Genomic DNA, 24,378 nt, shown 5'->3' on the forward strand with positions numbered 1-24,378 from the left:
GACATCGATAAAATCTATAGGCAATAGAAAGCCGAGGAGAACGCAGTGGGCTTACTAAAAGGCTTTGAAATTGAAATGTACACCGGCACGCCCCAAGGAGAAATCATTGGACTCTCCGATAAAATCGTGGCGGAATTAGATGGCTTTGTCAGAGAACCAGATAGCCGCAACGTAGAATATGTAACTAGTCCCTTGCTGAATTATGAAAGCCTATTGTGCGCCTTGCTGACTCCTCGGCGAACCTTACGCAACTACCTGCAAAAATTGGGTGACTACACCTTAATTCCAGGTAGTACCCTATCTTTGGGAGGAAGCGATCGCTTTGTTCGTTCCGACCCCACTAACCCTTATCACGACTACATCGAAAACACCTACCACACCAAAGTCGTTACCGCCAGCGTCCATATCAATATAGGTATAGACGATCCAGAAATCTTAATGCGGGCTTGTCGGTTAATCCGCATGGAAGCACCCTTATTTTTAGCCTTAAGTGCTGCATCTCCCTTTTTAGACGGTAAAGCCACAGGTTATCACTCCACCCGTTGGGGTGTCTTTCCCCAAACCCCAAACCACGTACCATTATTTGCAAGTCACGCCCATCATATCGAGTGGGTAGAACAGCAACTAGCCGCAGGGACAATGCAAAACGTCCGTCATCTGTGGGTATCAGTCAGACCCAATGGCGATCGCCGTCCCTATGACCTCAATCGCCTCGAACTGAGAATTTGCGATTTAGTGACAGATCCCATCGCCTTACTCGCCATCACCGCCTTGTTAGAAGCGCGACTGTTACAACTCATCGAAAACCCCGACTTAGATCCCCTCAGCCAAAGTATTTTCTCTCCCGAAGAACTAGTTAAAATCGCCACTAACAACGAAATAGCAGCCGCTACCCTTAGCCTTGACGCACAACTGCAACACTGGCAAGATGGCCGCACCATCATCGCCAGAGATTGGATATCCGAAATCTATGACGAAGTTTGGGCGATCGCCAAACAACAAGGTTTTAGCTGTTTCCTCTCACCATTACAGAAAATCCTCCGCGTCGGTAACGAAGCCCAACAATGGTTACAACTGCATGGAGTTGGCTTAGACACCCAACAAGTAATCACCCAAGCCATCACCGCCACCCATGAACGCGAACTGGAACTGCAAGATAAATTGTGTTCCTCTTTAGTTGGTTAATTAGGGGTGTAAGGGTTTAGGGGTGTAAGGGTGTAAGGGTATAGGGGTATAGGGGTGTAAGGGTATAGGGGTGTAAGGGTGTAAGGGTGTAAGGAAGACTTTACCCCAATCCCCAGTCCCCAATCCCCAATCCCCAATCCCCAATCCCCAATCCCCAATCCCAAAACCTTAATTTTTTCTTTTAAAAATCTAATCTATGGCCATTGCTTGATATTTATTAACAAAACCTATGGTTAGCCTCTGTCTATTGGTATATATTTCGTGGTAAATATATCTTTTTATACAAATAGAAGTTTTGCAGACCATGCCCCAGGTAGTTCTAGTTCATCCCCAAATTCCACCCAACACAGGTAATATCGCCCGCACTTGCGCCGCTACAGGTACAGAGTTACATCTCGTCGGGCCTTTGGGATTTGAAATTAGCGATCGCTACCTCAAACGCGCCGGCTTAGACTATTGGCCTTACGTCAAACTGCACTATCACAAATCCATAGAAGCATTTCAAACAGTCCACCAACAACGCCAAGGCAGATTATTGGGTTTCTCGGTTGGTGGCAGTTCCAACTATATTAAATATCAATATCAAGATGATGATTGGTTACTCTTCGGGAGTGAAACCACAGGATTACCACCAGAAGTTTTGTCAACTTGCGATGCTACCTTACATATACCAATGGCTCAACCAGGTGTCCGCAGCTTGAATTTGTCTGTGAGTGTGGCGATCGGTTTATTTGAAGTCCGCCGCCAGTTGGGGTACTTACTGTAGTTTGCTTCCTGAACTCCCGCACGTAATTTTACTGAGATAAAACAAGGCAAATTCTCGCCAATTCGACAATTTGAATTCATTAATATCCAGTAGCCACATCTATTTTTGTATTATTTGTTACTATTTTTTATAGTGACAAGAGTAATAATACTGAAAATATTAGAAAATCAGAGATAATTATGATAAGAAATTTGTATATCAAATTCCATCAAATTGCGAATTGGAATGATAGATTTTGATGAATTCAAATGATGGGAGTGCAGGGAACTAAAAACTGAAAACCCTTTCTGAGCAAAGAGCTTGAACAATATTGCCTCAAAAATATTATTGTCTAGCAAAAAAGCAGACGATAGTTTGTACGGTTGTTTTTTAGGGAATAATCAACGTAAAGTCTCGTGTTGAGAAGACGGATCTGGTAGAAAACCCTTGAAGATATCTACAGCAGGGGGCATAGCTTTTCCAGAAGTCTTAGTAAGAATTGCTTACAACGACTTTTTTCTGAGAGAATATCATGTATTTTCCAGCTAAACCGTCAACAGTAACAGGAAACTAGGACAAATCTGGAAGTAACACACTGTGTGAGGGGGTGAGGAGTCGAACGGACAAGTCAGCATAGCAACTTTTTAAGTTTTGCTAACAGGTGTGAACTTGTCTAAATCAGAGAAGCAGGTTAATCTTGCGTAAGTATCTCTGGTAAGAAGTGATCTTGATCTATCGTCTGATGTGATCTAGATCGTTGACTAGTTCCAACTGAAAAATCTAGGTCAGTTAAGCGCTATTGATCATAGGAGGTCGTCTTTGAAACGAGCATTGAAAAAAAGAGTGAAGGCTGTGTTGAACAATACCCCTAGCAGCGATGATGCCCCAGTGGAGCAACTAAACGTGGCTAACAATGATGCTAATCGCCGCGCCCGTAGACAAGCAGCCATGATTGGTTTAGCCCTGTCAATGGGAGCAACCAGCCTTTTGGTGACTCGGCAAAGCGATCAAGCCCAAGCAGCAGCACCTGTAGGTAGTCAAAAAGCGGCCTCAACGGTTTCTGCTGCATCTGATAAAGAAGTGAAATTTGCTCCCACCAAGCTAGGGACTCCCGTAGTCTTATCAGCAAGTGTGCCAGAGAATCCTGTCATCGTTGAACCAACAGCAGTTTCACAGTTGCCTGGGCTTGAAGCTAAATGGCAAGTTTTGGCCAGTGGAATGTCTGTCCCATCTTCAACATCAGAAAATCCTTCCCAAAACGTTACAACTAACAAAACTTCCATAGAAGACCAGCAAGAGCAACTGACAGCACCACAGCCAGCGCAATTGACCCCAGAACAGCTGGCTCAAGCTAACAGTGCGAATGCTGAACAAACTGCATTTATCAAAACACAACCACAAACAGAAGCAACAGAGAGTGCAGATGAAAGTGGTGAAATTAATGCCCAATTAAAGGCACAGCAAGAATTTGCACTAACTCGCCTACAAGAAAAATCGAACCGTTTAAGAAAAAGTCTGGCGGAGTTGCGGTCTGAGGAGTCAAAAGAGTTATCAAAAACTACCTTTGAGTTGAAGCAGCCAACAACAATAGCCAATCAGCTGCCTCCCCTCAACACCCAAGGTACAGTAATTGAACAGTCGCCAACACTCACTGACGGTAGTCAAGATAATCTGGCCACAAGTGTAAAACAACCACAAGCCATTACTATTCCCGTGCAGCAACCAGCAACAACTGCACCAATAGTGACACCAAAAATCACAGCACCATCGTCACAAGGGACTTACGAAGTCAAACCAGGGGATACCCTAGCGGCGATCGCTAATCGATATAATACTTCCATTGCAGAAATAGCCAAAGCTAATGGCATCAGCAATCCCAATCAGCTACAAATTAGCCAAAAATTGGTGATTCCTACCGCTCCAGTTAACAGCCGTGCCATCCCACAAAACCCAACAAACGCGCAATACAACATCAACTCTCCCATAGCTAGTTTCCCCGTCCAACCCACTAGCATCAACTCCCAGCCATTCACTTCACAAACACCTGTTCTTGCTGATAACAGCAGTGTAGATAACAGCAGTGTGACTGTCCCAACCACAGCACCAGCAGCACCGCAAACCTTAGCACCTGATGTTGTTGAGCCAGAAACAACTGCCAACGAACCAGAAGTTCAAGGTGTAGGTGGTGATACCCCAATTCCCAGAGCTTTTGTTGAAATCCAAAAGCCCAGAAAGTCATCTGATAGAGTAGCTAGAGCTAAAAACGAAAGACTCCGCAACCTACAGGCAGAAATTCAGCGACTACAACGCAAATACCGCACTCAGCAAGCTGGGAACAATACCACACCAGAAAGAGAAGATGCAGCCATACCTATTCCTGTATCAGCTCCTAATGGTGTAGCCACCTCTAGACCCGTTTCTAACCAAGGAAGCGTTGCTATCCCCATTACTGTCCCCACTCCCATTACACCTGGTTATGCTAATGAACCAGTGAAACCAGAATTCCGAGCAACTCTTCCTTTAACCGACGAGTCAGTTAACCCAGAATTCTTGCCTAACAGTGGAGCCAGTCAACTTGCACCATCTCGTAACACCAACCGGACACGGATAGCAACCCCCCCATCTGGTGTGAGTGCAAATGATTCCTTGGGTAGAATGCGTGGAACTACCGTTTCTCCTTCTGTTAACAAGCTACCGCCATTAGCAGCTGTAGACCAGTATTTACCTCGTTCCATCGACGAAAACACACCCCCACCCTCGAATTCTTCTGTAGCCTACATTTGGCCAGCGAAAGGTGTACTCACATCTGGTTATGGTTGGCGTTGGGGAAGAATGCACAGAGGTATTGATATTGCCAATGCTGTAGGTACACCAGTGTTTTCATCTTCTGACGGTGTCGTTGAGAAAGCCGGCTGGAATAAAGGTGGCTATGGCAATCTTGTAGATATTCGCCATGCCGATGGCAGTTTAACTCGCTACGCCCACAACAGTGCCATTTTGGTACAAGTAGGTCAACAAGTACGCCAAGGTCAGCAAATTGCCAGATTAGGTAGCACCGGCTTTAGCACCGGGCCACACCTGCACTTTGAAATTCATCCCACAGGTAAAGGTGCAGTTAACCCCATAGCAATGCTACCTGCAAACCGCATATAGCAAAGGCTGTTTTCTATTGGATTACCATCTTATTTTTCAGGGGGAGTTAGTTTAGCTCCCTCTTTTTTCGTTGGGCAGGGGGCATGGGGCATTGGGCATCGGGCATGGGGCATTGGGCATCGGGCATTGGGCATCGGGCAGGGGAAGAAGGGATTTCCTACTCATTACTTCTTACTTCTTACTCATTACTCAGCACGGGCTAAACGCCCCGCTTCCGCTAACAGCACTCAGCACTCATCACTCACCACTCTCTCTGCTATTCTCAGTTTGGCAGAACGCGATCGCGGATTTTCTGAAATTTCTGCTTCTGTGGCAATAATTGGCTTTTTCGTCAAAACTTTTAATAGGGGTGAATTGCGTAACCCGTGCTTAACTAAACGGTCTTCTAAGCTGTGGAAACTAATAATGGCGATTCTTCCGCCAGGGACAAGGGCTTGGGGTGCTTTCTCTAAAAAAGTTTCTAGGGACTTTAACTCATCATTGACTACTATCCGCAAAGCTTGAAACACACGGGTAGCCGGATGGATTCTACCATAGCGGTATTTAGGAGGCACACAAAATGCGATCGCCTCTGCTAATTCTGTAGTGGTGTGGAACGGTCTTTTCTCAACGATACGTTTAGCAATACGTCTTGATAATCTTTCCTCGCCGTATTTAAAGAAAATATCCGCTAATTCTTTTTCATCCCATTCATTAATTACATCAGCTGCTGTCAAAGATTGCCTTTGATCCATTCGCATATCTAAACTAGCGGTGTGACGAAAACTAAAACCCCGTTCTGGCGTATCTAAGTGATAGGAACTTACGCCCAAATCCGCCAAAATTCCCTCAAAACTAGCCCCAGAAAATTGATAATTAGCAAAATTGCTGCGAACAAACTTCACCCGTTCCCCAAACTCTGCTAACTCCTTTCTTGCTGCATTTAAAGCATCCTCATCTTGGTCAAGGGCTGTTAACTTTATATCTGGTGCAGTCGCCAAAATTAAACGACTATGACCACCGCCACCCACCGTGACATCAAGGTAATTTCCTCCTGCACGTAAACCTAAACCTGTAATTACTGCTTGCGGTAACACTGGTAGATGGGAAAACGTCGGTTCTGCAATAGTGGGTAAATCAGTAAAATCAGAAGTCATTAGATTGAGGACAAAAAATAGATAATTACAACAGAATAGAGTTATCAGAATTGACTATTTATCTTTGATACTTAGCTATTGAGTTTAGGTTTGATTGTGGGAATGATTAGTATTTAAAATCAGCACAATTAGTGTACATATAAATCTACTGCATAACGAGCGATCGCACGAATCATCATCATTTAGCATTGGAATAACAGATACACAACATCTACAATCATCTATTTATTACTGACTGCAAACAAAATTCCAGTCAAAATTCAGAATATATAGAAGTAGTTTTCTGGTAAATTCAAATTGAGTAGCCAAACAAATTCTCCACTATCAAAAGTGATTAATTATTAGTCAACAATCAACATTTACTCCACTTTCCCCCACTGCCTCAACTCATCATCCCCAGGGAGATGAAGAAATCCCGTGGCTTAATTTATTGGATATCAAGCTTTCCTATAATAATTGAAGAAGTGAAACAAAATGCAACATCAACAAAACGTCCTCATCTGCCCCCATCTCTCCAACATACTCCCGTATGGGTAATAAATGCCGGGTTTGCCCCAAAAATATTGCCTCTACGAACATGAGCTTGGCAGACACGAAAACTCTTGTCTGGATGGCACTCAGCGATTCAATTCACTTTTTTCTAATGGGAGAACACGGAATTTATGGCGAGAATAGAAACCCGCACTGAACCAATGGTGCTGAACATGGGGCCACACCATCCCTCTATGCACGGGGTTTTGCGGTTAATTGTCACTTTAGATGGTGAAGATGTCGTTGACTGTGAACCGGTGATTGGCTACCTACACCGAGGTATGGAAAAAATTGCCGAGAACCGTACCACCGTTATGTATGTCCCCTACGTGAGTCGTTGGGACTACGCAGCTGGGATGTTTAACGAAGCTGTCACCGTCAACGCACCAGAAAAATTAGCAGGTGTGGCTGTACCAAAACGCGCCAGTTACATCCGCGTCATCATGTTGGAATTAAATCGCATTGCTAACCACCTGCTGTGGTTTGGCCCATTCCTAGCGGACGTAGGCGCGCAAACTCCCTTCTTCTATCAATTCCGCGAACGGGAGATGATCTATGATCTATGGGAAGCCGCCACAGGCTACCGTATGGTTAACAATAACTACTTCCGCGTTGGTGGCGTAGCGGCTGATTTACCCTACGGCTGGGTAGATAAGTGCATGGAATTCTGCGATTATTTCTTACCCGTCGTTGATGAATACGAAAAATTAGTCACCAATAACCCCATCTTCCGTCGTCGTGTTGAAGGTATCGGTACTATTACCCGCGAAGAAGCAATTAACTGGGGATTATCTGGCCCCATGTTACGGGCTTCTGGCGTGAAGTGGGATTTACGGAAAGTTGACCACTACGAATGCTACGACGACTTTGATTGGGACGTGCAGTGGGAAACTGCCGGTGATTGCTTGGCGCGTTATATGGTGCGGATGCGCGAAATGCGTGAATCTGTAAAAATTATCAAGCAAGCCCTCAAAGGACTCCCCGGAGGCCCTTACGAAAATCTAGAAGCCAAACGGTTAGCAGCCGGGAAAAAATCTGAGTGGGATGCTTTTGACTACCAATACATCGGGAAGAAAGTTTCTCCCACCTTCAAAATGCCCAAAGGGGAAATTTACGCCCGTGTAGAAAGCGGTAAAGGCGAACTGGGGATTTATCTGGTTGGTGATGACAACGTCTTCCCCTGGCGGTGGAAAATCCGTCCAGCAGACTTCAACAACCTCCAGATTTTGCCTCATCTGTTGCGCGGTATGAAGGTTGCTGATGTCGTCGTGATTCTCGGTAGCATCGATGTGATCATGGGGTCTGTTGACAGATAGTTAGCTTTTCTCCATTGCTGTATAAGATTTGAGAACCCCGATTTTCTAAGAAAATCGGGGTTCTCAATTTTAGTAATTCTCAACAATAATTATTAATTTTTAATTAATTATCAGTACATTTCTACAAAAGTTATATAAATTGGGATTGCAGAGCATACATTATATAAAGTTTTATTTAGTATTGATTATTTAATTCTAGCAATATTAAATTTACCTATTTAAGTAAGTTTATATTTGAGCGATAGAATCGAATGAATTACTATATAAAACTAACCAAACTAACTGAATCTTATAAATTCGAGAGTTGTGGCAATTCATTCTCACGCAGAATTTGATCCTAGCTCAAATACATCTACAGAAGAGGGCTTACAAAAAGTTCTCCATCGTCTTGTCAATAAGATGCAACGAGACGCATTAATTCGACAAACGACAACCCAATTAAGAGAACACCTGCAAGTAGATCGCGTGGTTTTATACTACTTTTACTGGCAATGGCATGGACAGGTGACATTGGAAGCCGTAAGCTCAGAGCGATTTTCTATATTGGGTTCAACAGGGCAAGATGAGTGTTTTAACGAGCAGTATGCAGCGTTGTATTTAGCTGGTAGAATCAAGGCGATCGCTGATATTGAAACCGCCCCAATTACGCCTTGTCATCGAGATTTTCTTCGCAATTTACAAGTCCGGGCTAATCTAGTCGCACCAATTTTGACCAATAGACAATTATGGGGATTACTAGTAGCCCATCACTGTCAAGGAACTCATATTTGGTCACAATTAGACATAGAACTCATCCAAGTGGCGGCGCAAACTTTAGCCACATCCCCCTATATATTAGGTGAAAGGGAAAAGGGAAAAGGGAACAGGGAACAGTGAACAAATGACGGATAATTGATAACCCCTAATCCCCAGTACCCAATCCCCAGTCCCCAGTCCCCAGTCCCCTATGAATCTCAATTCTGCACTATATCAATCTATAGCTCATCGCATTCATCACAGTCCCAAACAGCGCATTACCTTTGCTGAATATATGAATATGGTGCTATATCATCCCGAATATGGCTATTATTCCAGTAATGCCGTCAACATTGGGTTTAAAGGCGGGGACTTTTTCACCTCAGCGAATCTTGACACAGACTTTGGTGAATTATTAGCCGAACAATTTCTACAAATGTGGGAAATTTTGGGGCAACCTCACCCTTTTATCTTATTAGAAATGGGTGCAGGTCAAGGATTATTAGCTTTGCATATCCTCAATTACATTCAGCAGCATCGTCCCAACTTTTTCTCTGTGTTGCAATACTGGATTGTGGAAAAATCTCCAGGGTTAAAACAAGAACAACAACAACGCCTACATGAGTTTCCCGTATATTGGTATGACTGGGAAGAGATAGCACCCAACTCAATTATTGGCTGTATTTTCTCCAACGAATTAGTAGATGCTTTTCCAGTACATCAGTTTATTTTAGAGGCAGGTGAACTGCGAGAAATTTACGTCACACTTCAAACACCAGTTAATACTTCCGTGTCTTCCACCCCGTCCTTTACAGAAGTCACAGGTGAACCATCCACACCCCAACTAGCAGCATATTTTGATTTAATCGGGATTGATTTACAACGAGGTGGTTATGAAGATGGCTATCGTAGTGAAATTAATTTAGCCGCTTTAGACTGGTTGAGTATAGTATCTGACCGCTTGCAACGGGGCTATGTGCTAACAATTGATTATGGCTACCCTGCCAACCGTTACTATAACCCCAGGCGATCGCAAGGGACACTCCAGTGTTACTATCAACATCGTCATCACAATAACCCTTATATTAATATCGGACAGCAAGACATCACGGCCCATGTTGACTTTACAGCATTAGAACAATGGGGAAAGTCCTGTGGTCTAGAGAAAGTTGGCTTTACCCAACAAGGTTTATTTTTGATGGCTTTAGGGTTAGGAAACCGCATTGCAGACCTTTCCTATCAGAAAATAGACCTATCTCAACTACTCAAAAGACGAGAAACACTCCACCAACTAATTGATCCTACAGGAATAGGTGGTTTTGGAGTTTTAATTCAAAGCAAGGGACTATCCCCACAAGAATGTACTCAACCACTAAAAGGCTTAATTGTGCCACAATGAAAGGGAGCAGGGAAAAAAAGAGAAACTACCACAGCAAACTTCCAACTAAACATTTCAACTTTTCTCCCCTACACCCCACACCCCTAAAAAATTAAAACTCTCTTTAAGAATGCTGTATTAGTAAGATATGGACTAGCATAACAGTGATCGCTATGAAGCACAGTCAACAATCGGAGTGATAATTATGACTGCTCATGACCTGTTAATGTTAGTAACACTACTGAGTCCTGGTATCTTACTATCAGTCCTCATTATGGCGAGTTTTGCCGCAGGTGGCTAACTGCTAAATCCGTAATTCGGGAGTAGAAAAGCTGATGAATACTCAATCACACTTTTTTCTGTGGGCATTTGCCAACACTCAAATTATTATTCAGCACTAGTTAATTTGAGATGGGAATCAAGACTGCTACTCCCTGACTACTGAAAACCAAACTATGACAACGCGATGTCTCAACAAAGGACTCGCTAATGCTTTACTCAAGGAAAACAAACAATGAAGGTGGCATTTCTGGGAACTGGACTAATGGGACAACCAATGGCCCAAAGATTGTTAGCAGCAAATATAGAAGTAATTGCTTACAACCGTACCCCAGAAAAACTAGCACCCCTACAAGCAGCAGGTGCGGAAATCGTCAACCATCCCCGCTATGCAATTCGGGAAGCAGAATGTGTCATTCTCATGTTGACTAACGCCGCCGCCATTTATCATGTTTTATTGTCAGACACTTCATGGCGGACGTTAGCTGGACGCACTATCATCCAAATGGGTACCATTACCCCGACACAAAGCCAAGAAATTCGAGATTCTGTAGTTGGCGGTGGGGGAGAATACATGGAAGCACCTGTATTGGGAAGCATCCCCGAAGCTCAAACAGGAACGCTAACGGTGATGGTAGGCGCGCAACTACAACAATATGAAAGACACTTAGATTTACTCAAGAATTTTGGACCTGATCCGGTGTTAGTGGGGCCAGTGGGAACAGCTTCGGGATTGAAACTAGCCTTAAATCAACTGATCGGCTCATTAACTACCAGCTTTGCCCTCAGTTTAGCTTTTGTGCAGCGTCAAAGGATTGATGTAGAAAAGTTTATGGAAGTTTTGCGTAGCAGCGCGCTGTATGCACCTACCTTTGATAAAAAACTACAGCGTATGTTAGAAGGTAATTACAGCAATCCGAATTTTCCCACAAAGCACTTACTCAAAGATACAGATTTATTTATCTCCGAAGCTCAATCTCTAGGTTTGGATCTCAGCAGCATTGAAAATGTGCAGAAAATTCTCCAAACAGCCATGAAAATGTCATTTGCTGAAGATGATTATTCAGCCTTATTTTCTGTAATTAGAGATTGGGGAGAAGTTAGCGGAGGGTAGGGATTGGGGATTGGGGACTGGGGACAAGGTAGGAGTAATGAGTGCTGAGTGCTGAGTAATGACTATTGACTAATGACTAATGACTATTGACTACCTACAACAAAGGCAACAAAATTTCAAATTCTGTTCCTTTACCTAGTTGGGAGCGAAAATTTAGATGTCCTCCATGTCTAGCAGTGATGATTCTATAACTTACGGCTAAACTCGTTTCTTTATCGGCTCTCTTTTCTATCGAAAAATTTTCGCGCATTTGTTTTTGTAATTCATCAGGAATTCCTGGGCCATTATCAGTAATAGAAATTTCTACCCACCTTGAATCAGGTGCATTGGGTGTAATTGTGGGTTTAGAAATCACCTTTGTGGAAATAACAATTTCTGCTTGTTTGAGATGATGTTGACTATCTGGTTGTAATTGTTGCCTGACTGCTTCATCTAGCAAACCATCTACAGATTGACTTAATATATTCATTAATACTTGGTTAAATTGCCCTATATAGCAAGGCACTGGAGGCAATTTACCGTAGTTTTTGACAATGCGAATCTCGCCCTTTAAACGGCTTTTAATTAAAATTACAATACTATCTATGCAGGCGTGTAAATCTACTGGTTTAGGATAAATTGCGTCGATGTGACAAAAATTCTGTAAGCTGGTGACAAGTTTTTTTAGTCTTTCTGCACCACTGCGCGCACTAGTTAAAGCTTTAGATAAATCTTGCTCTAAATAATCAAATTCTATTTCTTCTTTGATTGTATCGACGGTGTGACAACAATCAGAGCAGTTATTTTCGTAAGCAGCTATTAATTTTAATAAGTCTTGGGTGTAGTTGGATATATGAGTGAGATTACCCCAAATAAAACCTACAGGATCTAAAATTTCGTGGGCAACTCCATCTACTAATCTGCCAAGACTAGCCATTTTATCATTTTGAATCATTTGGGCTTGAGAGCGTTCATAACGCACTTGAGTCTCAATCCCGCGAATTTGCCAAGCTGCGATATTTAGCTCTTGGATATCTAAAAGTTTGTAGGTATTTTCTGCTGTCTGTACTACTATAGGTTCTGCTAAAAATTCTGGCGATCGCTTGAGCGTATGGTACATTGCCGTTAAAATTGGCGTTGTCTCAGGTAACTGTAAAATCGTTCTCCGCACGTAACTATAGATCACCTCTAAAGGTTCTTTCGCCAGTAAATCTTCACCGTGGGGACGAACTAAGAACTCTACTAACCGTCGTCGAGAGATCATTCCATAAAATTTACCGTGTTCTAATAAAATTACACCTGGGAGTAAGGGATATTTATCAAAATATCTTGCTACTTCTGTACCAGTACAGCTGACTGATACCTCAAAAGTGTACATTGGTAGTTCTTGCAGCCTTGATTCTATACTCAAATCGCGATCGCTACCTACAGATAAAATTGGCGGCGATGTTTGGTAACAAAACTCTTGTGACACAGTAAACTCTCATCTTGACCCAAATTTGCCAATAATCAGCTAATATTCTATTCCCTATCTCTTCTGCTGGGATTAATACAAGGAAATTAAAAAAACAAACTGATTTATCAGCTTTTGAGCTATTTTAGCTATTGGTCTGATTTCCACCGAACCGTACTATTCTCTAAACTTTAACGTCAATACCGAATAATTTAAGTATTTTTACTTAAAAAAGATCCTTGATCCGCAGAATTTTGCAAATTGGTATTGCAGATTGAGACTTTTTATAGTACAAGGTCAACCAACCCTAAAATCTAATTTTTGGAGCATAGCCAAAACTATGAATAACGATGAATATGAGTAAAATCGAGCGATCCCCAAATGTTTAAAAATATAAATTATCAAGCAAATTGCCCAGAAATCAGTATCATTAAACGATGATATGAGTAAGTATCATAGCCACAAACCTGTAAATTTAAAGATTATTGCTTTTGCTCTTGAATTTTTGAGTTTTACTCAATGCTATGTTAGTTCAACACTACATACAAAAAATAGGAACTATTACGGTTATACAACAATCATCAGACTCATCATCAGTATATGTTCCACCATCAAAAATCTATCAATAACTTATTGATAGCTATGAAGACTGCCACTCAAATTTCTAACATCTATCAATTAACTGTTTTGAATGATGTTGTATCTAATTAAAATGTGTTTGAACCTGATTCAGATAGAATGACTAAGCATAACCTCAAAACTTCAAACCGCTTTTGACTGCGACACCCATGAATCAATTGAACAATGGTTTCACTATATTTTTGAGTTTGCTAGTCGAGGCGATGCCTTTTTTGCTTCTAGGGGTTTTATTCTCCAGTTTGCTGCTATTTTTCGTAGATGAGCGCAAATTAGTCGAGAAAATGCCCCAAAACCCGCTACTAGGTGCTTTAGTTGGCAGTATGGTAGGCTTTTTGTTCCCAGTGTGTGAATGTGGCAATGTGCCTGTTGCTAGGCGGTTGCTAATGCAAGGAGTACCCACACCTGTAGCAGTTGGTTTTTTACTAGCAGCACCAACAATCAACCCGATTGTCATTTGGGCGACATGGACAGCATTTCGTGATCAGCCAGAAATTGTAATTTTGCGAGTGGTCTTTTCATTATCAATTGCGACAATTATTGGCTATGTGTTTAGTTTTCAAACCGACTTGCAACCCATAGTACAACCAGCGATCGCCCGTTACTTAAAATTTAATCCCCCTCCCAATCCAGAACAAAAACGCCGAGGTAAATCGCCAACAGGAAAACCAGCCATCAACACACCTAATATTTTGCGTTCTGGGACTTATATTTTAGGGGGTAGAGCTGGAATGACGACAAGATTAGACGCTAACCAACTCCCCACAAGTGAACCCAACCCCAACGCAGGTAAAAGCAAAGCAGACAAATTGCGTTTAGTGCTAGATAACAGTATTCAAGAATTGCGAGAATTAGGCGGTGTCATGGTTTTAGGAAGTGCGATCGCGGCCGCAATTCAAGTGTTAGCCCCCCGCGATTTAATCCTCAGCCTTGGCGCAGGCCCCATTACCTCCATTTTGGTGATGCTAGTGTTAGCCGCCGTCGTTTCCATTTGTTCCACAGTCGATTCCTTTTTCGCCCTCTCCTTCGCCTCGGCCTTCAGTAGTGGCTCATTACTAGCATTTTTAGTCTTCGGCCCCATGATTGACATCAAAAGCGTAGGTTTGATGTTATCCATGTTCAAACCCAAAACCATCTTTTACCTATTTGCCCTAGCAGGACAACTGACGTTTTTATTTACCCTGTTCATTAACTTGCACGTAATTTAATTAGGGGTGTGAGGGTATGAGGGTATAGGGGTGTAGAGGGACAAGTTAGACAAGGGAGACAAGGTAGACAGGGGGAGAAAAATCAAAGTAACTTATTTGCCTAATGACTAATGACTAATGACTATTGACTATTGACCAATGACTAAATCTCAACGCCAAAATAAGTTTCTGGCCTGGCTGGATGTATTAGCAATTGCATCTTGGGGCATATTAATGCTGAGGTATTGGGTAACTGGCAAGCTCAATTTGTTAATTCACCCCAATTTCTTTGGTTTAGTGGTTGTATGTGGTGTCGCCTTGATTGTCATAGCTTTCTTGAAAGCAAAAGAACTATGGCAACGGCGAAGACGAGAGGTTACACCCAATGTTCAGCACGTTAACTTCTTCGCACCTGGATGGGGTAGTAGTTTGCTACTCATCTCAGCAATCGTAGGAATAATCATCACACCCCAAGTATTCGCCAGCGATAAAGCACTACAAAGAGGTGTAACAGAGTTAACTAATTCTCGTGTGCAACCCCAAGCCTTTAGGGCTTCCACTCGTCCAGAAGAGCGATCGCTGGTAGACTGGGTACGCACACTCAGCGTCTATCCTGAGCCAGACGGATACACCGGTCAAAAAGTGAAAGTGCAAGGGTTTGTCATCCACCCACCAGACATGGGTAAAGAATACATATTTCTCGCCAGATTTGTTCTCACCTGCTGCGCCGCAGATGCCTATCCAGTTGGCTTACCCGTGAAACTCTCAGAAGGTCAAGAAAGATACACCCCTGACACTTGGCTAGAAATAGAAGGAAAAATGGTGACAGAAACCATAAGTGGTAAACGCCAACTCACCATCGCCGCCAGTTCCTTGAAAAAAATTCCCCAGCCACCCAATCCCTATAGTTATTAGGGACTGGGGATTGGGGATTGGGGACTGGGGACAAGGTAGACAAGGTAAACAAGGTGGGAGATGAGAAAAACTGTTCACTGTCGTCTAATGACTAATGACTAATGACTACCAAATCTTTCCTCCAACCATTAGATCGAATGGCGATCGCTTTAATGCTGTTGCTCAGTTTGTTGATTGGGCTACTCATTTTACAAGGTGATGTCGTAGCAGCGCGAGTGCGGGATTTTTCCTGGCAAAATCAGCAGATTGGGGCAGAAGATATTTCTTTTACCCTCACTTTTAGCCGTCCTATGAATGCTAAAAGCGTAGAGGAAAATTTAAAAGTTTGTCCATTAGCAAACAAAAGTGAAGAGGAAAATCTCAAAAGCTGTCCCGAAGATCGTCCACCACTAGCAGGTAAAATCAGTTGGACAGGACGACGGATGGTTTACACGCTGTTGACACCTGCACCATACGGCACAAGCTATAAAGTGTATTTGCAAGGGGCGAAAGATAAATTTGCGGCTATAGAAGATAAAAAGCGAGTGATCCAGCCTTTTGTGGGTCAGTTTACCACGCGCGATCGCGTGATTCTCTACATAGGAGCTGACCAAGAAGATAAAGGCCGATTAGTTCTTTACAACTTAACTCAAGACCAAAAAACAGTCCTCACCCCCAAAGAGTTAGTTGTGATGGACTTTAAAGCCTACCCCGATGGGGAAAAAATCTTGTTTTCAGCCCGTGCTAGCAATAATCAAGACTTACTATCAGCGAAAATATATACTGTCACCACAGGAGTTTCTGCCAAAGCTGGCGCATCACCAACCACAGCAGGTTTAATCGACCTAGTTTTAGACAATAAAGACTATCAAAATCTCAAATTCGACTTATCACCAGACGGACAAACAATAGTCGTACAAAGAGGAAATAGAAACAATCCCAGCGACTTTGGATTGTGGTTTATGCCAGCGAACATTCCACCAGGCGAAAAACTTCAACCCCAACGTTTACAAAGTCAACCAGGAGGAGATTTTCTGATTACTCCTGACAGTAAAGCCGTAGCCATTGCCCAAGGACAAGGGGCTGCAATTTTACCTCTGCAACAAGATGCCAGCAAACCCTTAGATTTTCTGCCGCAGTTTGGTTTAGTACAATCCTTTTCTAAGGATGGCTCTCAAGCAGCTATGGTCAAATTTAATACTGACTTTACAAAAGAATTATTTTTAGTCACCAATCAAGGTACACAGAAACCCCTAGTCAAGACTACAGGCTCAATTCTCAGTTGCCAGTTTGATCCTGCTTCACCTACCCTCTACTGCCTATTAACACAACTCGTCTCTCAGGCACAATATATAGAACAGCCTTACTTAGTAGCAATTGATCTAAAAAACCAGCAGCAGAAACCACTATTAGTCTTACCAGTGGAACAAAGAAACGTGCAGATGAGTTTATCCCCTGATGGTTTAGCCTTGCTATTTGACCAAGTAGTTCCCGAAACCAATACTAGTAAACCATCTACTAGCAATTTGAAGACTGATGAAGGTGAAGCGATCGCCACTAGTAGTCTTTGGTTAATGCCCCTACTGCCCATTTCTGATGCAGCCATCAGCACCATTAAACCAGAAAAACTTCCCCTAATTGGTTTCCATCCTCGTTGGTTGCCATAGTTACTGGACAAAAGGCAAAAGGCCAAACATAATTCCCCCAGTCCCCAGTCCCATTCTTAAATTTTTGACTTTTTCTATTGACTATCCCAAAGGTGTTTTTGATAAATTATATACAGATATAGTGTTTCTCCAGCGTGTGAATTTCAACTAGGGAGCTGCTACCACATAACTTTTGACTAAAGCCAAGTCAGCTTGAACCAAAATATTTCAGTATCTGTACAGCAACTCATACATCTGTAGCATTTAAACTCAAAATACCCCCGATATCTCAGGTTGACGGGGGGTCAGTTCTTAATGTTATAACGACATCAGTTATAGATGCAAAATGGGGAACACTAATCAATAATGACTACTGAAGCTAGGGGAAACAATAGCTTGGCTGTAAACTTATTCCCTAGACGGTTGATCAGCAATGCTGAAAATTGATTAAGTGGGTGGTTCAAGAGTGATGAATGAAGCCGACACCTCAAATAACAGGAATGTGATGGAATCTCCTAATTCTTCTGCTAATTCTCTACAACCAGAACAAACTATCTGTCCTTTTTATTCAGTCGTACCTGCTGACAATATAACCGTTGCTAAATTGCCACTCCTCAACCCCGCAGCAGATGAGCCGCACCATCACACAACTGCTGATGTTCCCCAAGATAATCATGTACAGTCAGATTGGGTTGTAGAACCTGATAGTGAACAGCAAACACAGATTGCAGAAGAATTTCAAAAACTCCTGGCATTAAATACAGAACTGCGTACTGCCAATAATGAGTTATATCAGCAAGTAGAACATCTTAAAGATGAATTGGTAGAGTCAGAAAAGGCTCTACAGTGGCAAAAAAGACGTTCTAGCGTTACAGAATCTATGCTCAATCAGCAAGCGCAAGAACTTGCTGCGGCTCAAGAACAAATTCAATCATTATTCCAACAGCTAGAAACTACAGCCCAAACAGCACAGCGTCAAGAAATCTTAATTGAAAGTTACAAAGCCCAATTACAAATCAGTCAACAACGCATTGCCCAGTTAGAAAGGGAATGCACTTTATTACAAACAAACTATAGCGAACAATCTCAACAAGTATTGCAGTCAGAAAACGCCTGTCGGGAGTTGCGGACTAGATTAATGCGACAACAACGTCAAACATTACAATTTAAAGCCGCACTGGAAAAATGTCTAGAAACATCCATTCCCAGTTATGATTCTTCTGATGCAGCTACCGATAAGCCGCCAAGTTCAGTCCCCCACAAATCGCGGTTTGCCAAAAAAGCCAGGTCTTTGTTTCCGAATGCACAGCCGATTAAACCTTGGTCAGCAGAACCAGAATCACCAACAGAAAATACTGATCAGGTAACAAGTGAACCTTCATTACCACCTCCATTTACCAGTAGTTACGCTGTTCCCAACCCTTCGCCGATTTGGAACTGGCCGCCTAAAGAACAAACTCCCTCACCCCCACAGCCAGAACCATCAATGGAAACTGGGGAAAGTGAACCTGTAACTCAATCAGAAGAAGTGATATCTGTAACACCATCGCCAGAACTAGATGAGCAAATAGATAGCCTGATTCAAATGTTTTTTGCGTCTCAGTCTGGAACTGGAACTACACCTACACAACCACCATTAACAGAACTTCATTCTGATCATCAAGCTGAAGAAAATCCAGTTTGGGAAACTTGGGCGACAAATGTTGAAGACGATACAGCACCAGAAACGACACCAGACAACCCAGCAATCAAATTTACAGAAATTATACCTCCAGTAAATAACTCTGCTACATTGTCATTTAATCTATCGTCTACAGATAAACCTACTTCCACACCAGAAAATCTTCATAGTGAAACCTATCCACAACATGAAAATTTTGGTTTAGGTGATTTACCTCCAGAATTAGGGGGAGAAGTTGTAGATCAAGATTCTCAATCACCTTCGCCAGTAGTTTATCCTCAACGTCCACCAAAAGGACGTAAGTCTTTAGCATCGGTGGAATTGCCAAAGTTTAAGCAATGAATAGGGGTATAGGGGTGTAGGGGTGTAGGGGTGTAGGGGAAAAAATAAGTAGGAATTTTCCCTTACACCCTCATACCCTTACACCCTTACACCCTTAATTACACCCCTTCTGAACGAAGAGTTTCGTTTCCTAAATTAGCATTAGCAAACTGCTGGGGCGATCGCGGTCTACCTGTGGTGATAGCGTAGTTAATACTTAGTAACCACAGCCATATTCCTGGATAACGGGGTTCTAGTTTGGGTTGAACCCAGATGAGAAAACTGGGAAACCAAGCACCTAGTAAAGCACTTACTAAGGCGTGACGACCAAAATTGGCATAATTTCCTAACCACCTGAGTAAATCTTTCCAGCCAGCCATTTCCCAAATCCACCAAATTAAAGCAGGATTGATGCGTGCTGCTTTTAATGCTAGGCGGTTAAATGTCAACCAATCACAACGATCCTTAATAAAGTTGTCGGCTACTTCTAAGGGTTCATCAGCTAATAACCCAAAGAATGTATTTAACATGGCATTGATGCGCTGGGGTGGGAGAAATTTTCCGGTAGGAACCATCATCCCTTTAGAAAATAGCCAAGTGACAGACACATTGCTTTGGTAAGCGCGGATTAAGTTCAAATGACGTTGACTCAACAAATCATGCTTGAGTGCAACATTTAATAAAGTGGTGAGACGTTCTAAATTACGTACCAGTGAGCCGAAACCTGTGAATACTAAGGGTGATTGTAAAGACGCAGCATCACCAATTGCAATTAATCGATCAAAGGCCACTTGGCGATCGCGACTATTTACACTAAAATGCCCTGGTATGTAGCCAAAGGTTGGCTTTTTCCACACCAACTGCTCTAAATCACATCGGCGATACTCCGGCAAAATCGTAAAGAAATCCTCATACATCTCTAGCAAAGAACCGGGGTTTTCTGGATTAACTTCGTGGTAATGAAATAGATAAATTGTCAGTTCTTCACCCGCACCAGGAAACAATTCCCAAATTAATTGTCTACCCCGTGAAATATCGCCGTGGCTGTACAATACATCGCCATACTGTGAATCCCACACACCAGGGGCAAATCCCTTGTCAATCACTGCTCCCACAGTCGGACAGACGCTATCAAAAGCGCGTCCACCGTTTAATTGCCAAGCAATGGGGGAAGCCGTTCCCATTGCATCCACCAAAAGCCTACCACTCACTTGCTTTTGTGTTTGAGTGGGTAAATGCTGGAGTGTAACTACAACTCGTGATTGCTCAATATTGGCTTGCAAAAACTCTGTTTCATCCCAAATTTCGCCACCTGCGGCTGTTAACTTCTGTCCACACAACCGCAATAATTTATCGGAGTCTAAAGATATATTTAGCACCGTGGGCGTGTGTAAAATAGGCGATCGCAATTTGGGTGGATTATTGCCGTCAAAAAACTTATTAAATCCGTCCTTATATTCTCTGACAATAATCGTTTCCAATTCAGCTGGCGTAAATAAACCCAAGTTCACCAAACTTTGAAGTTCATCACGGGAAATATTCCATTCCCGATTCATCCGTCCAAACGCCAGACGTTCCACCAGCAGCACTTTGTAACCCAATTGTGCCATCACTGCCGCATGAATTACCCCCAGCGCACCGCCAATATAAATCAAGTCGTATTGGGGATTGGGGATTAGGGATTGGGGATTGGGTGTTTTTCCTACCCAGTCCCCAGTCCCCAGCGATGCACTGAGCTTGTCGAAGTGTCCCCAGTCCTTTCTCACAAACAGCACCTGACGAGGCTGTTGAGGATGCCGTACTCCCTCACGCCATCTTTGTTCCCACCAATAGGCGCGCTGGAGGTCATATTCCCCATTGGGCATTTTTTGGAAATATTTCACCGTCAGGGGATAGTAGGGGGCTAAAGCCTCAAAAATTGATTGCTGTGATAAATCAATTGCTGGCGGTTCGGGGTAGCAATGGGGAAAACGCTGTCTGACGGCTTTTGTTAACTTTTGCAGAAAATCCTTTTCTTGGGGAAGAGGTGTATCTGCCCACCGGAAGACCTTAAGGTAAGTAGTTCTCTGGACAGACCAAACAAATACAGAGATTTCTTTCGGTAAATTTTCGGAAAAATTGGTACCACCTGTTGTATATTTACTAGATAATTTCAGGCAGAATCCATCTGGAGTCAGTATTTTCTCCCAATTTCCTGGGTCAAACTCTGATTGCAGCCAACTGCGTACAGTTGCCGTGTCCGAAATCGGAACTTCGAGATAAAGGATTTCTTTCATGTTTTTCTGACATCTGTGATTAATCTACTTATCCAGGCAGATATGCGAAAGGCATCAAGTACGCTAAACTCCGCCCTATCATTTCAATAAAGATTCAGTAAAGAATTTTTAATAATTTGTCAAAACTTTTTTCCATTTCCTAAGTTTAATAAACCCACGCCATGAATTATCCCATTCCAGACAGTCCTCAAGAAATTTTTGCTTTAAAACAACAGCCGATAGATGAAGAATTAGTCGCCTCAGCGATCGCAGGAGTGATTAAAATTGTCCGTTCCCAAGGACAATCTTTAGAAGAGTTGACAGCCCAATTGCTAGCTGATGACCCTGTATTAGATCAGCAGCAACGCCGTTGGCTGAGTACAGTGGTGAGTCAAGCTTGGGAGAGTTTTGGTTAAGCAGGCAAGGGGGGCAGGGGGAAGGGGTGCAGGGGTGCAGGGGTGCAGGGGGCAAGGGAGAAAAAATCACTCAGCACTCAACACTCAGCACTCTTCCAAGCGATCGCTTTTATCCCCTACACCCTTACACCCTTACACCCTTACACCCTCGCACCCTTACACCCTTACACCCTCACACCCCTAAACCCCAAGTCTTGAGATGCTTGAAAATGCAGTAACAACCCATATTCCAAGCCCTCAACAACTGCTTGATAGGACGCTGCCAAAATATTTGTCGAAACGCCGATAGTCGTCCAACGTTGAGAACCGTTACCCGATTCCACTAGCACACGAGTTTTCGATGCTGTTCCCCGATGTCCGTTGAGAATCCGCACTTTGTAATCTGTCAATTCAAAATTAGCGATTTGCGGGTAAAAATTCCTTAAAGCTTTGCGTAAAGCTGCATCTAACGCCGCCACAGGGCCATTACCTTCGGCAGCTTCTAATTTATCTTCCCCATTAACAGCTAATTTCACTGTAGCTAAAGCATTATTAGATTCTTGCCCCTCCACCAAGTCACAGTGGACTTGAAAACCCTTCACCTCAAAAAATTTCTGGCGATCGCCTAAAGCCTCATACATCAACAGTGCAAAACTAGCTTCAGCCGCCTCAAATTGATAACCTTCGCTTTCTAACTCTTTGAGACGCTGGAGAATTTGCTTGGTTTCTGGAGATTGCTTGTCAATTTCAATACCAAAACTCCTGGCTTTAGCTAACACATTACTCACCCCAGACTGTTCCGAAATCACAATCCGACGACGATTTCCCACCTGTTCTGGCTGAATATGTTCATAAGTCAGGGGATTTCTCTCCACCGCCGACACATGAATACCACCTTTGTGGGCAAAAGCCGAACGTCCCACAAAAGGCGCGTGTTCATCAGGGGCTAAATTCACCACTTCACTTACAAAGCGACTAGCTTCTGCTAGTTGAATAAGCTGGTGTTCAGCGATACAACTGTAGCCAAGCTTTAATTGTAAATTAGGAATCAGTGAACATAAGTTAGCATTGCCACACCGTTCCCCATAACCGTTAATTGTGCCTTGCACCATAGTTGCCCCCGCCATCACAGCTGCTAAGGCATTGGCTACCGCCATATCTGAATCATTATGAGTATGTATCCCAATTTGGGGGATTGGGCATTGGTAATTGGGCATTGGTAATGAGGAATCATCTTTTTTCCCATTCCCGATTCCCCATTCCCCAGTTGCTTTTACCACATCCTGTACAATCTGAGTTACTTCATGGGGTAAAGTCCCGCCATTGGTATCACACAGAACTAGCCACTCTGCCCCAGCCATCATTGCAGCTTTGAGAGTTTGTAAAGCATAGTCTTGATTCTGTTTGTAACCATCAAACCAGTGTTCCGCATCGTAAATTACCCGCCGCCCTTGAGTGCGAAAAAACGCGATCGTATCGCGAATCATCGCTAAATTTTCTTCTAAAGTCGTTTTTAGACCTGATGTGACGTGTAAATCCCAGGATTTGCCGAAAATTGTTACCCAGCGAGTCCCTGCCGTCAGTATGTCCTGTAGCATTGGTTCCTCGGCAGCTGTGGTATGTGGGCGGCGAGTTGAACAAAATGCCACAATTTCTGATTGTTTAAGCGGATTCTCTTGTAACTGCCAGAAAAATTGAACATCTTTAGGGTTAGCCCCAGGCCACCCACCTTCTATAAAAGGAATCCCTAATTGATCCAGTCTGTAAGCAATGCGTAGCTTGTCTTCTATGGAAACTGATAACCCTTCGCGCTGAGTGCCATCCCGTAGTGTGGTGTCATAAAGCCAAATTTGGGGTAAGGGATTTGTGGTCATAAGAATCAAACTGTTGATACAACTTTACAAGCAATGTGTCAAGATACAACAAAAAGTCTATTTGGTAATTAGAATATGCCTAAGGTGCTGGCTCAAGGTCAAACAATTGAGTGTCATAGCGGAGCTAATTTACGCAAAGTTCTACTAGAAAATGGTATTGACCTCTACAATGGCGGTGCTAGGCTAATAAACTGTCGAGGAATTGGTAGTTGCGGAACTTGTGCGGTTAAAGTAGAGGGTGAGGTGTCAGCAGCGAATTGGCGTGATCAAACGCGGAGATCGCTTCCTCCCCATTCTCCTACAAAAAACCTGCGTTTAGCTTGTCAGACTCAAGTGCTAGGCGACGTAAAAGTAACAAAATTTGACGGATTTTGGGGTCAAGGTTCTCAAGTCGTATGGCAATCAGAAGGTTAGGTTAAAAAGGAGAAAATCAAGATGGGTAGATGGACACCACTAGTTTAATGGCTGGAGGCTTGGCTTTTAAT

Annotated in this window: 19 protein-coding genes; 14 read left to right on the plus strand and 5 right to left on the minus strand. The window is 43.0% G+C overall.

The features are described from left to right. Positions 1 to 45: 45 nt before the first annotated feature. Positions 46 to 1,185, plus strand: a complete 1,140-nt coding sequence (gshA, locus tag CV014_RS17965) for a glutamate--cysteine ligase (protein WP_236143273.1) — start codon at positions 46 to 48, stop codon at positions 1,183 to 1,185. Here the strand turns inward: gshA and CV014_RS17970 are convergent, their stop codons facing one another. Further along, entirely contained in the window at positions 1,186 to 1,329 is a 144-nt protein-coding gene (locus CV014_RS17970) for a hypothetical protein (RefSeq protein WP_236143274.1), read from the minus strand. 160 nt (positions 1,330 to 1,489) lie between these two features. On the opposite strand from CV014_RS17970, the gene trmL reads away from it, so the two are divergent. Both trmL and CV014_RS17980 read left to right on the plus strand, forming a co-directional pair. Next, complete coding sequence (gene trmL, locus CV014_RS17975; protein ID WP_236143275.1) at positions 1,490 to 1,951, plus strand: tRNA (uridine(34)/cytosine(34)/5-carboxymethylaminomethyluridine(34)-2'-O)-methyltransferase TrmL; 462 nt, start codon at positions 1,490 to 1,492, stop codon at positions 1,949 to 1,951. Positions 1,952 to 2,782: 831 nt separating this feature from the next. Continuing rightward, positions 2,783 to 5,083: a peptidoglycan DD-metalloendopeptidase family protein gene (locus CV014_RS17980; protein WP_236143276.1), complete on the plus strand. Its 2,301-nt coding sequence runs from the start codon at positions 2,783 to 2,785 to the stop codon at positions 5,081 to 5,083. A 227-nt stretch (positions 5,084 to 5,310) separates the two neighbouring features. Here the strand turns inward: CV014_RS17980 and rsmH are convergent, their stop codons facing one another. Beyond that, positions 5,311 to 6,219: a 16S rRNA (cytosine(1402)-N(4))-methyltransferase RsmH gene (rsmH, locus tag CV014_RS17985; RefSeq protein ID WP_236143277.1), complete on the minus strand. Its 909-nt coding sequence runs from the start codon at positions 6,217 to 6,219 to the stop codon at positions 5,311 to 5,313. A 662-nt stretch (positions 6,220 to 6,881) separates the two neighbouring features. Between rsmH and CV014_RS17990 the strand changes: the two genes are divergently transcribed. The 4 genes from CV014_RS17990 to CV014_RS18005 all read left to right on the plus strand — a co-directional run bounded on the left by CV014_RS17990 (position 6,882) and on the right by CV014_RS18005 (position 11,572). Next, positions 6,882 to 8,066 (plus strand): NAD(P)H-quinone oxidoreductase subunit H, encoded by a 1,185-nt coding sequence (locus CV014_RS17990; protein ID WP_236143278.1) that lies wholly within the window; start codon positions 6,882 to 6,884, stop codon positions 8,064 to 8,066. Positions 8,067 to 8,372: 306 nt separating this feature from the next. Further along, entirely contained in the window at positions 8,373 to 8,942 is a 570-nt protein-coding gene (locus CV014_RS17995; protein WP_236143279.1) for a GAF domain-containing protein, read from the plus strand. Between the two features lie 70 nt (positions 8,943 to 9,012). After that, the gene (locus CV014_RS18000; protein ID WP_236143280.1) at positions 9,013 to 10,200 is read left to right on the plus strand and encodes a class I SAM-dependent methyltransferase; all 1,188 of its coding nucleotides are present in this window, start codon (positions 9,013 to 9,015) and stop codon (positions 10,198 to 10,200) included. A 493-nt stretch (positions 10,201 to 10,693) separates the two neighbouring features. Continuing rightward, positions 10,694 to 11,572: an NAD(P)-dependent oxidoreductase gene (locus CV014_RS18005; protein ID WP_236143281.1), complete on the plus strand. Its 879-nt coding sequence runs from the start codon at positions 10,694 to 10,696 to the stop codon at positions 11,570 to 11,572. A gap of 94 nt (positions 11,573 to 11,666) precedes the next feature. Here the strand turns inward: CV014_RS18005 and CV014_RS18010 are convergent, their stop codons facing one another. Beyond that, positions 11,667 to 13,025 (minus strand): sensor histidine kinase, encoded by a 1,359-nt coding sequence (locus CV014_RS18010; protein WP_236143282.1) that lies wholly within the window; start codon positions 13,023 to 13,025, stop codon positions 11,667 to 11,669. 767 nt (positions 13,026 to 13,792) lie between these two features. Here CV014_RS18010 and CV014_RS18015 point away from each other — a divergent pair. The 4 genes from CV014_RS18015 (at position 13,793) to CV014_RS18030 (ending at position 19,390) form a co-directional block, all read left to right on the plus strand. Continuing rightward, on the plus strand, positions 13,793 to 14,848 hold the full coding sequence (locus tag CV014_RS18015; protein WP_236143283.1) for a permease: 1,056 nt from the start codon (positions 13,793 to 13,795) through the stop codon (positions 14,846 to 14,848). Positions 14,849 to 14,986: 138 nt separating this feature from the next. After that, entirely contained in the window at positions 14,987 to 15,742 is a 756-nt protein-coding gene (locus CV014_RS18020; protein ID WP_236143284.1) for a TIGR03943 family putative permease subunit, read from the plus strand. A gap of 101 nt (positions 15,743 to 15,843) precedes the next feature. Then, positions 15,844 to 17,388, plus strand: coding sequence for a hypothetical protein (locus CV014_RS18025; protein ID WP_236143285.1), 1,545 nt, complete (start codon positions 15,844 to 15,846; stop codon positions 17,386 to 17,388). A 448-nt stretch (positions 17,389 to 17,836) separates the two neighbouring features. Continuing rightward, complete coding sequence (locus tag CV014_RS18030) at positions 17,837 to 19,390, plus strand: hypothetical protein (protein ID WP_236143291.1); 1,554 nt, start codon at positions 17,837 to 17,839, stop codon at positions 19,388 to 19,390. A 98-nt stretch (positions 19,391 to 19,488) separates the two neighbouring features. Here the strand turns inward: CV014_RS18030 and CV014_RS18035 are convergent, their stop codons facing one another. Then, positions 19,489 to 21,645 (minus strand): NAD(P)/FAD-dependent oxidoreductase, encoded by a 2,157-nt coding sequence (locus CV014_RS18035; protein ID WP_236143286.1) that lies wholly within the window; start codon positions 21,643 to 21,645, stop codon positions 19,489 to 19,491. Positions 21,646 to 21,806: 161 nt separating this feature from the next. Here CV014_RS18035 and CV014_RS18040 point away from each other — a divergent pair, with 161 nt between their 5' ends. Then, on the plus strand, positions 21,807 to 22,040 hold the full coding sequence (locus CV014_RS18040; RefSeq protein WP_236143287.1) for a hypothetical protein: 234 nt from the start codon (positions 21,807 to 21,809) through the stop codon (positions 22,038 to 22,040). A 42-nt stretch (positions 22,041 to 22,082) separates the two neighbouring features. Further along, the gene (locus tag CV014_RS18045) at positions 22,083 to 22,238 is read left to right on the plus strand and encodes a hypothetical protein (RefSeq protein ID WP_236143288.1); all 156 of its coding nucleotides are present in this window, start codon (positions 22,083 to 22,085) and stop codon (positions 22,236 to 22,238) included. Here CV014_RS18045 and cimA read toward each other — a convergent pair. Beyond that, positions 22,205 to 23,893 (minus strand): citramalate synthase, encoded by a 1,689-nt coding sequence (gene cimA, locus CV014_RS18050; protein WP_236143289.1) that lies wholly within the window; start codon positions 23,891 to 23,893, stop codon positions 22,205 to 22,207. The genes CV014_RS18045 and cimA overlap by 34 nt on opposite strands. 75 nt (positions 23,894 to 23,968) lie before the next feature. Between cimA and CV014_RS18055 the strand changes: the two genes are divergently transcribed. Beyond that, entirely contained in the window at positions 23,969 to 24,307 is a 339-nt protein-coding gene (locus CV014_RS18055) for a 2Fe-2S iron-sulfur cluster-binding protein (RefSeq protein WP_236143290.1), read from the plus strand. Positions 24,308 to 24,378 lie beyond the last annotated feature (71 nt).

Origin of the sequence: Nostoc sp. CMAA1605, from assembly GCF_021596505.1 — a bacterium.
Taxonomy (GTDB): Bacteria; Cyanobacteriota; Cyanobacteriia; order Cyanobacteriales; family Nostocaceae; genus Trichormus.

What these genes read in the sequence shown, in the direction of transcription:
- trmL (WP_236143275.1), top strand. Translation starts at nt 1,490, where the DNA reads ATGCCCCAGGTAGTTCTAGTTCATCCCCAAATTCCACCCAACACAGGT.
- rsmH (WP_236143277.1), bottom strand. Translation starts at nt 6,219, where the DNA reads ATGACTTCTGATTTTACTGATTTACCCACTATTGCAGAACCGACGTTT.
- CV014_RS17990 (WP_236143278.1), top strand. Translation starts at nt 6,882, where the DNA reads ATGGCGAGAATAGAAACCCGCACTGAACCAATGGTGCTGAACATGGGG.
- CV014_RS18000 (WP_236143280.1), top strand. Translation starts at nt 9,013, where the DNA reads ATGAATCTCAATTCTGCACTATATCAATCTATAGCTCATCGCATTCAT.
- CV014_RS18005 (WP_236143281.1), top strand. Translation starts at nt 10,694, where the DNA reads ATGAAGGTGGCATTTCTGGGAACTGGACTAATGGGACAACCAATGGCC.
- CV014_RS18015 (WP_236143283.1), top strand. Translation starts at nt 13,793, where the DNA reads ATGAATCAATTGAACAATGGTTTCACTATATTTTTGAGTTTGCTAGTC.
- CV014_RS18020 (WP_236143284.1), top strand. Translation starts at nt 14,987, where the DNA reads ATGACTAAATCTCAACGCCAAAATAAGTTTCTGGCCTGGCTGGATGTA.
- CV014_RS18025 (WP_236143285.1), top strand. Translation starts at nt 15,844, where the DNA reads ATGACTACCAAATCTTTCCTCCAACCATTAGATCGAATGGCGATCGCT.
- CV014_RS18030 (WP_236143291.1), top strand. Translation starts at nt 17,837, where the DNA reads ATGAATGAAGCCGACACCTCAAATAACAGGAATGTGATGGAATCTCCT.
- CV014_RS18035 (WP_236143286.1), bottom strand. Translation starts at nt 21,645, where the DNA reads ATGAAAGAAATCCTTTATCTCGAAGTTCCGATTTCGGACACGGCAACT.
- CV014_RS18040 (WP_236143287.1), top strand. Translation starts at nt 21,807, where the DNA reads ATGAATTATCCCATTCCAGACAGTCCTCAAGAAATTTTTGCTTTAAAA.
- cimA (WP_236143289.1), bottom strand. Translation starts at nt 23,893, where the DNA reads ATGACCACAAATCCCTTACCCCAAATTTGGCTTTATGACACCACACTA.
- CV014_RS18055 (WP_236143290.1), top strand. Translation starts at nt 23,969, where the DNA reads ATGCCTAAGGTGCTGGCTCAAGGTCAAACAATTGAGTGTCATAGCGGA.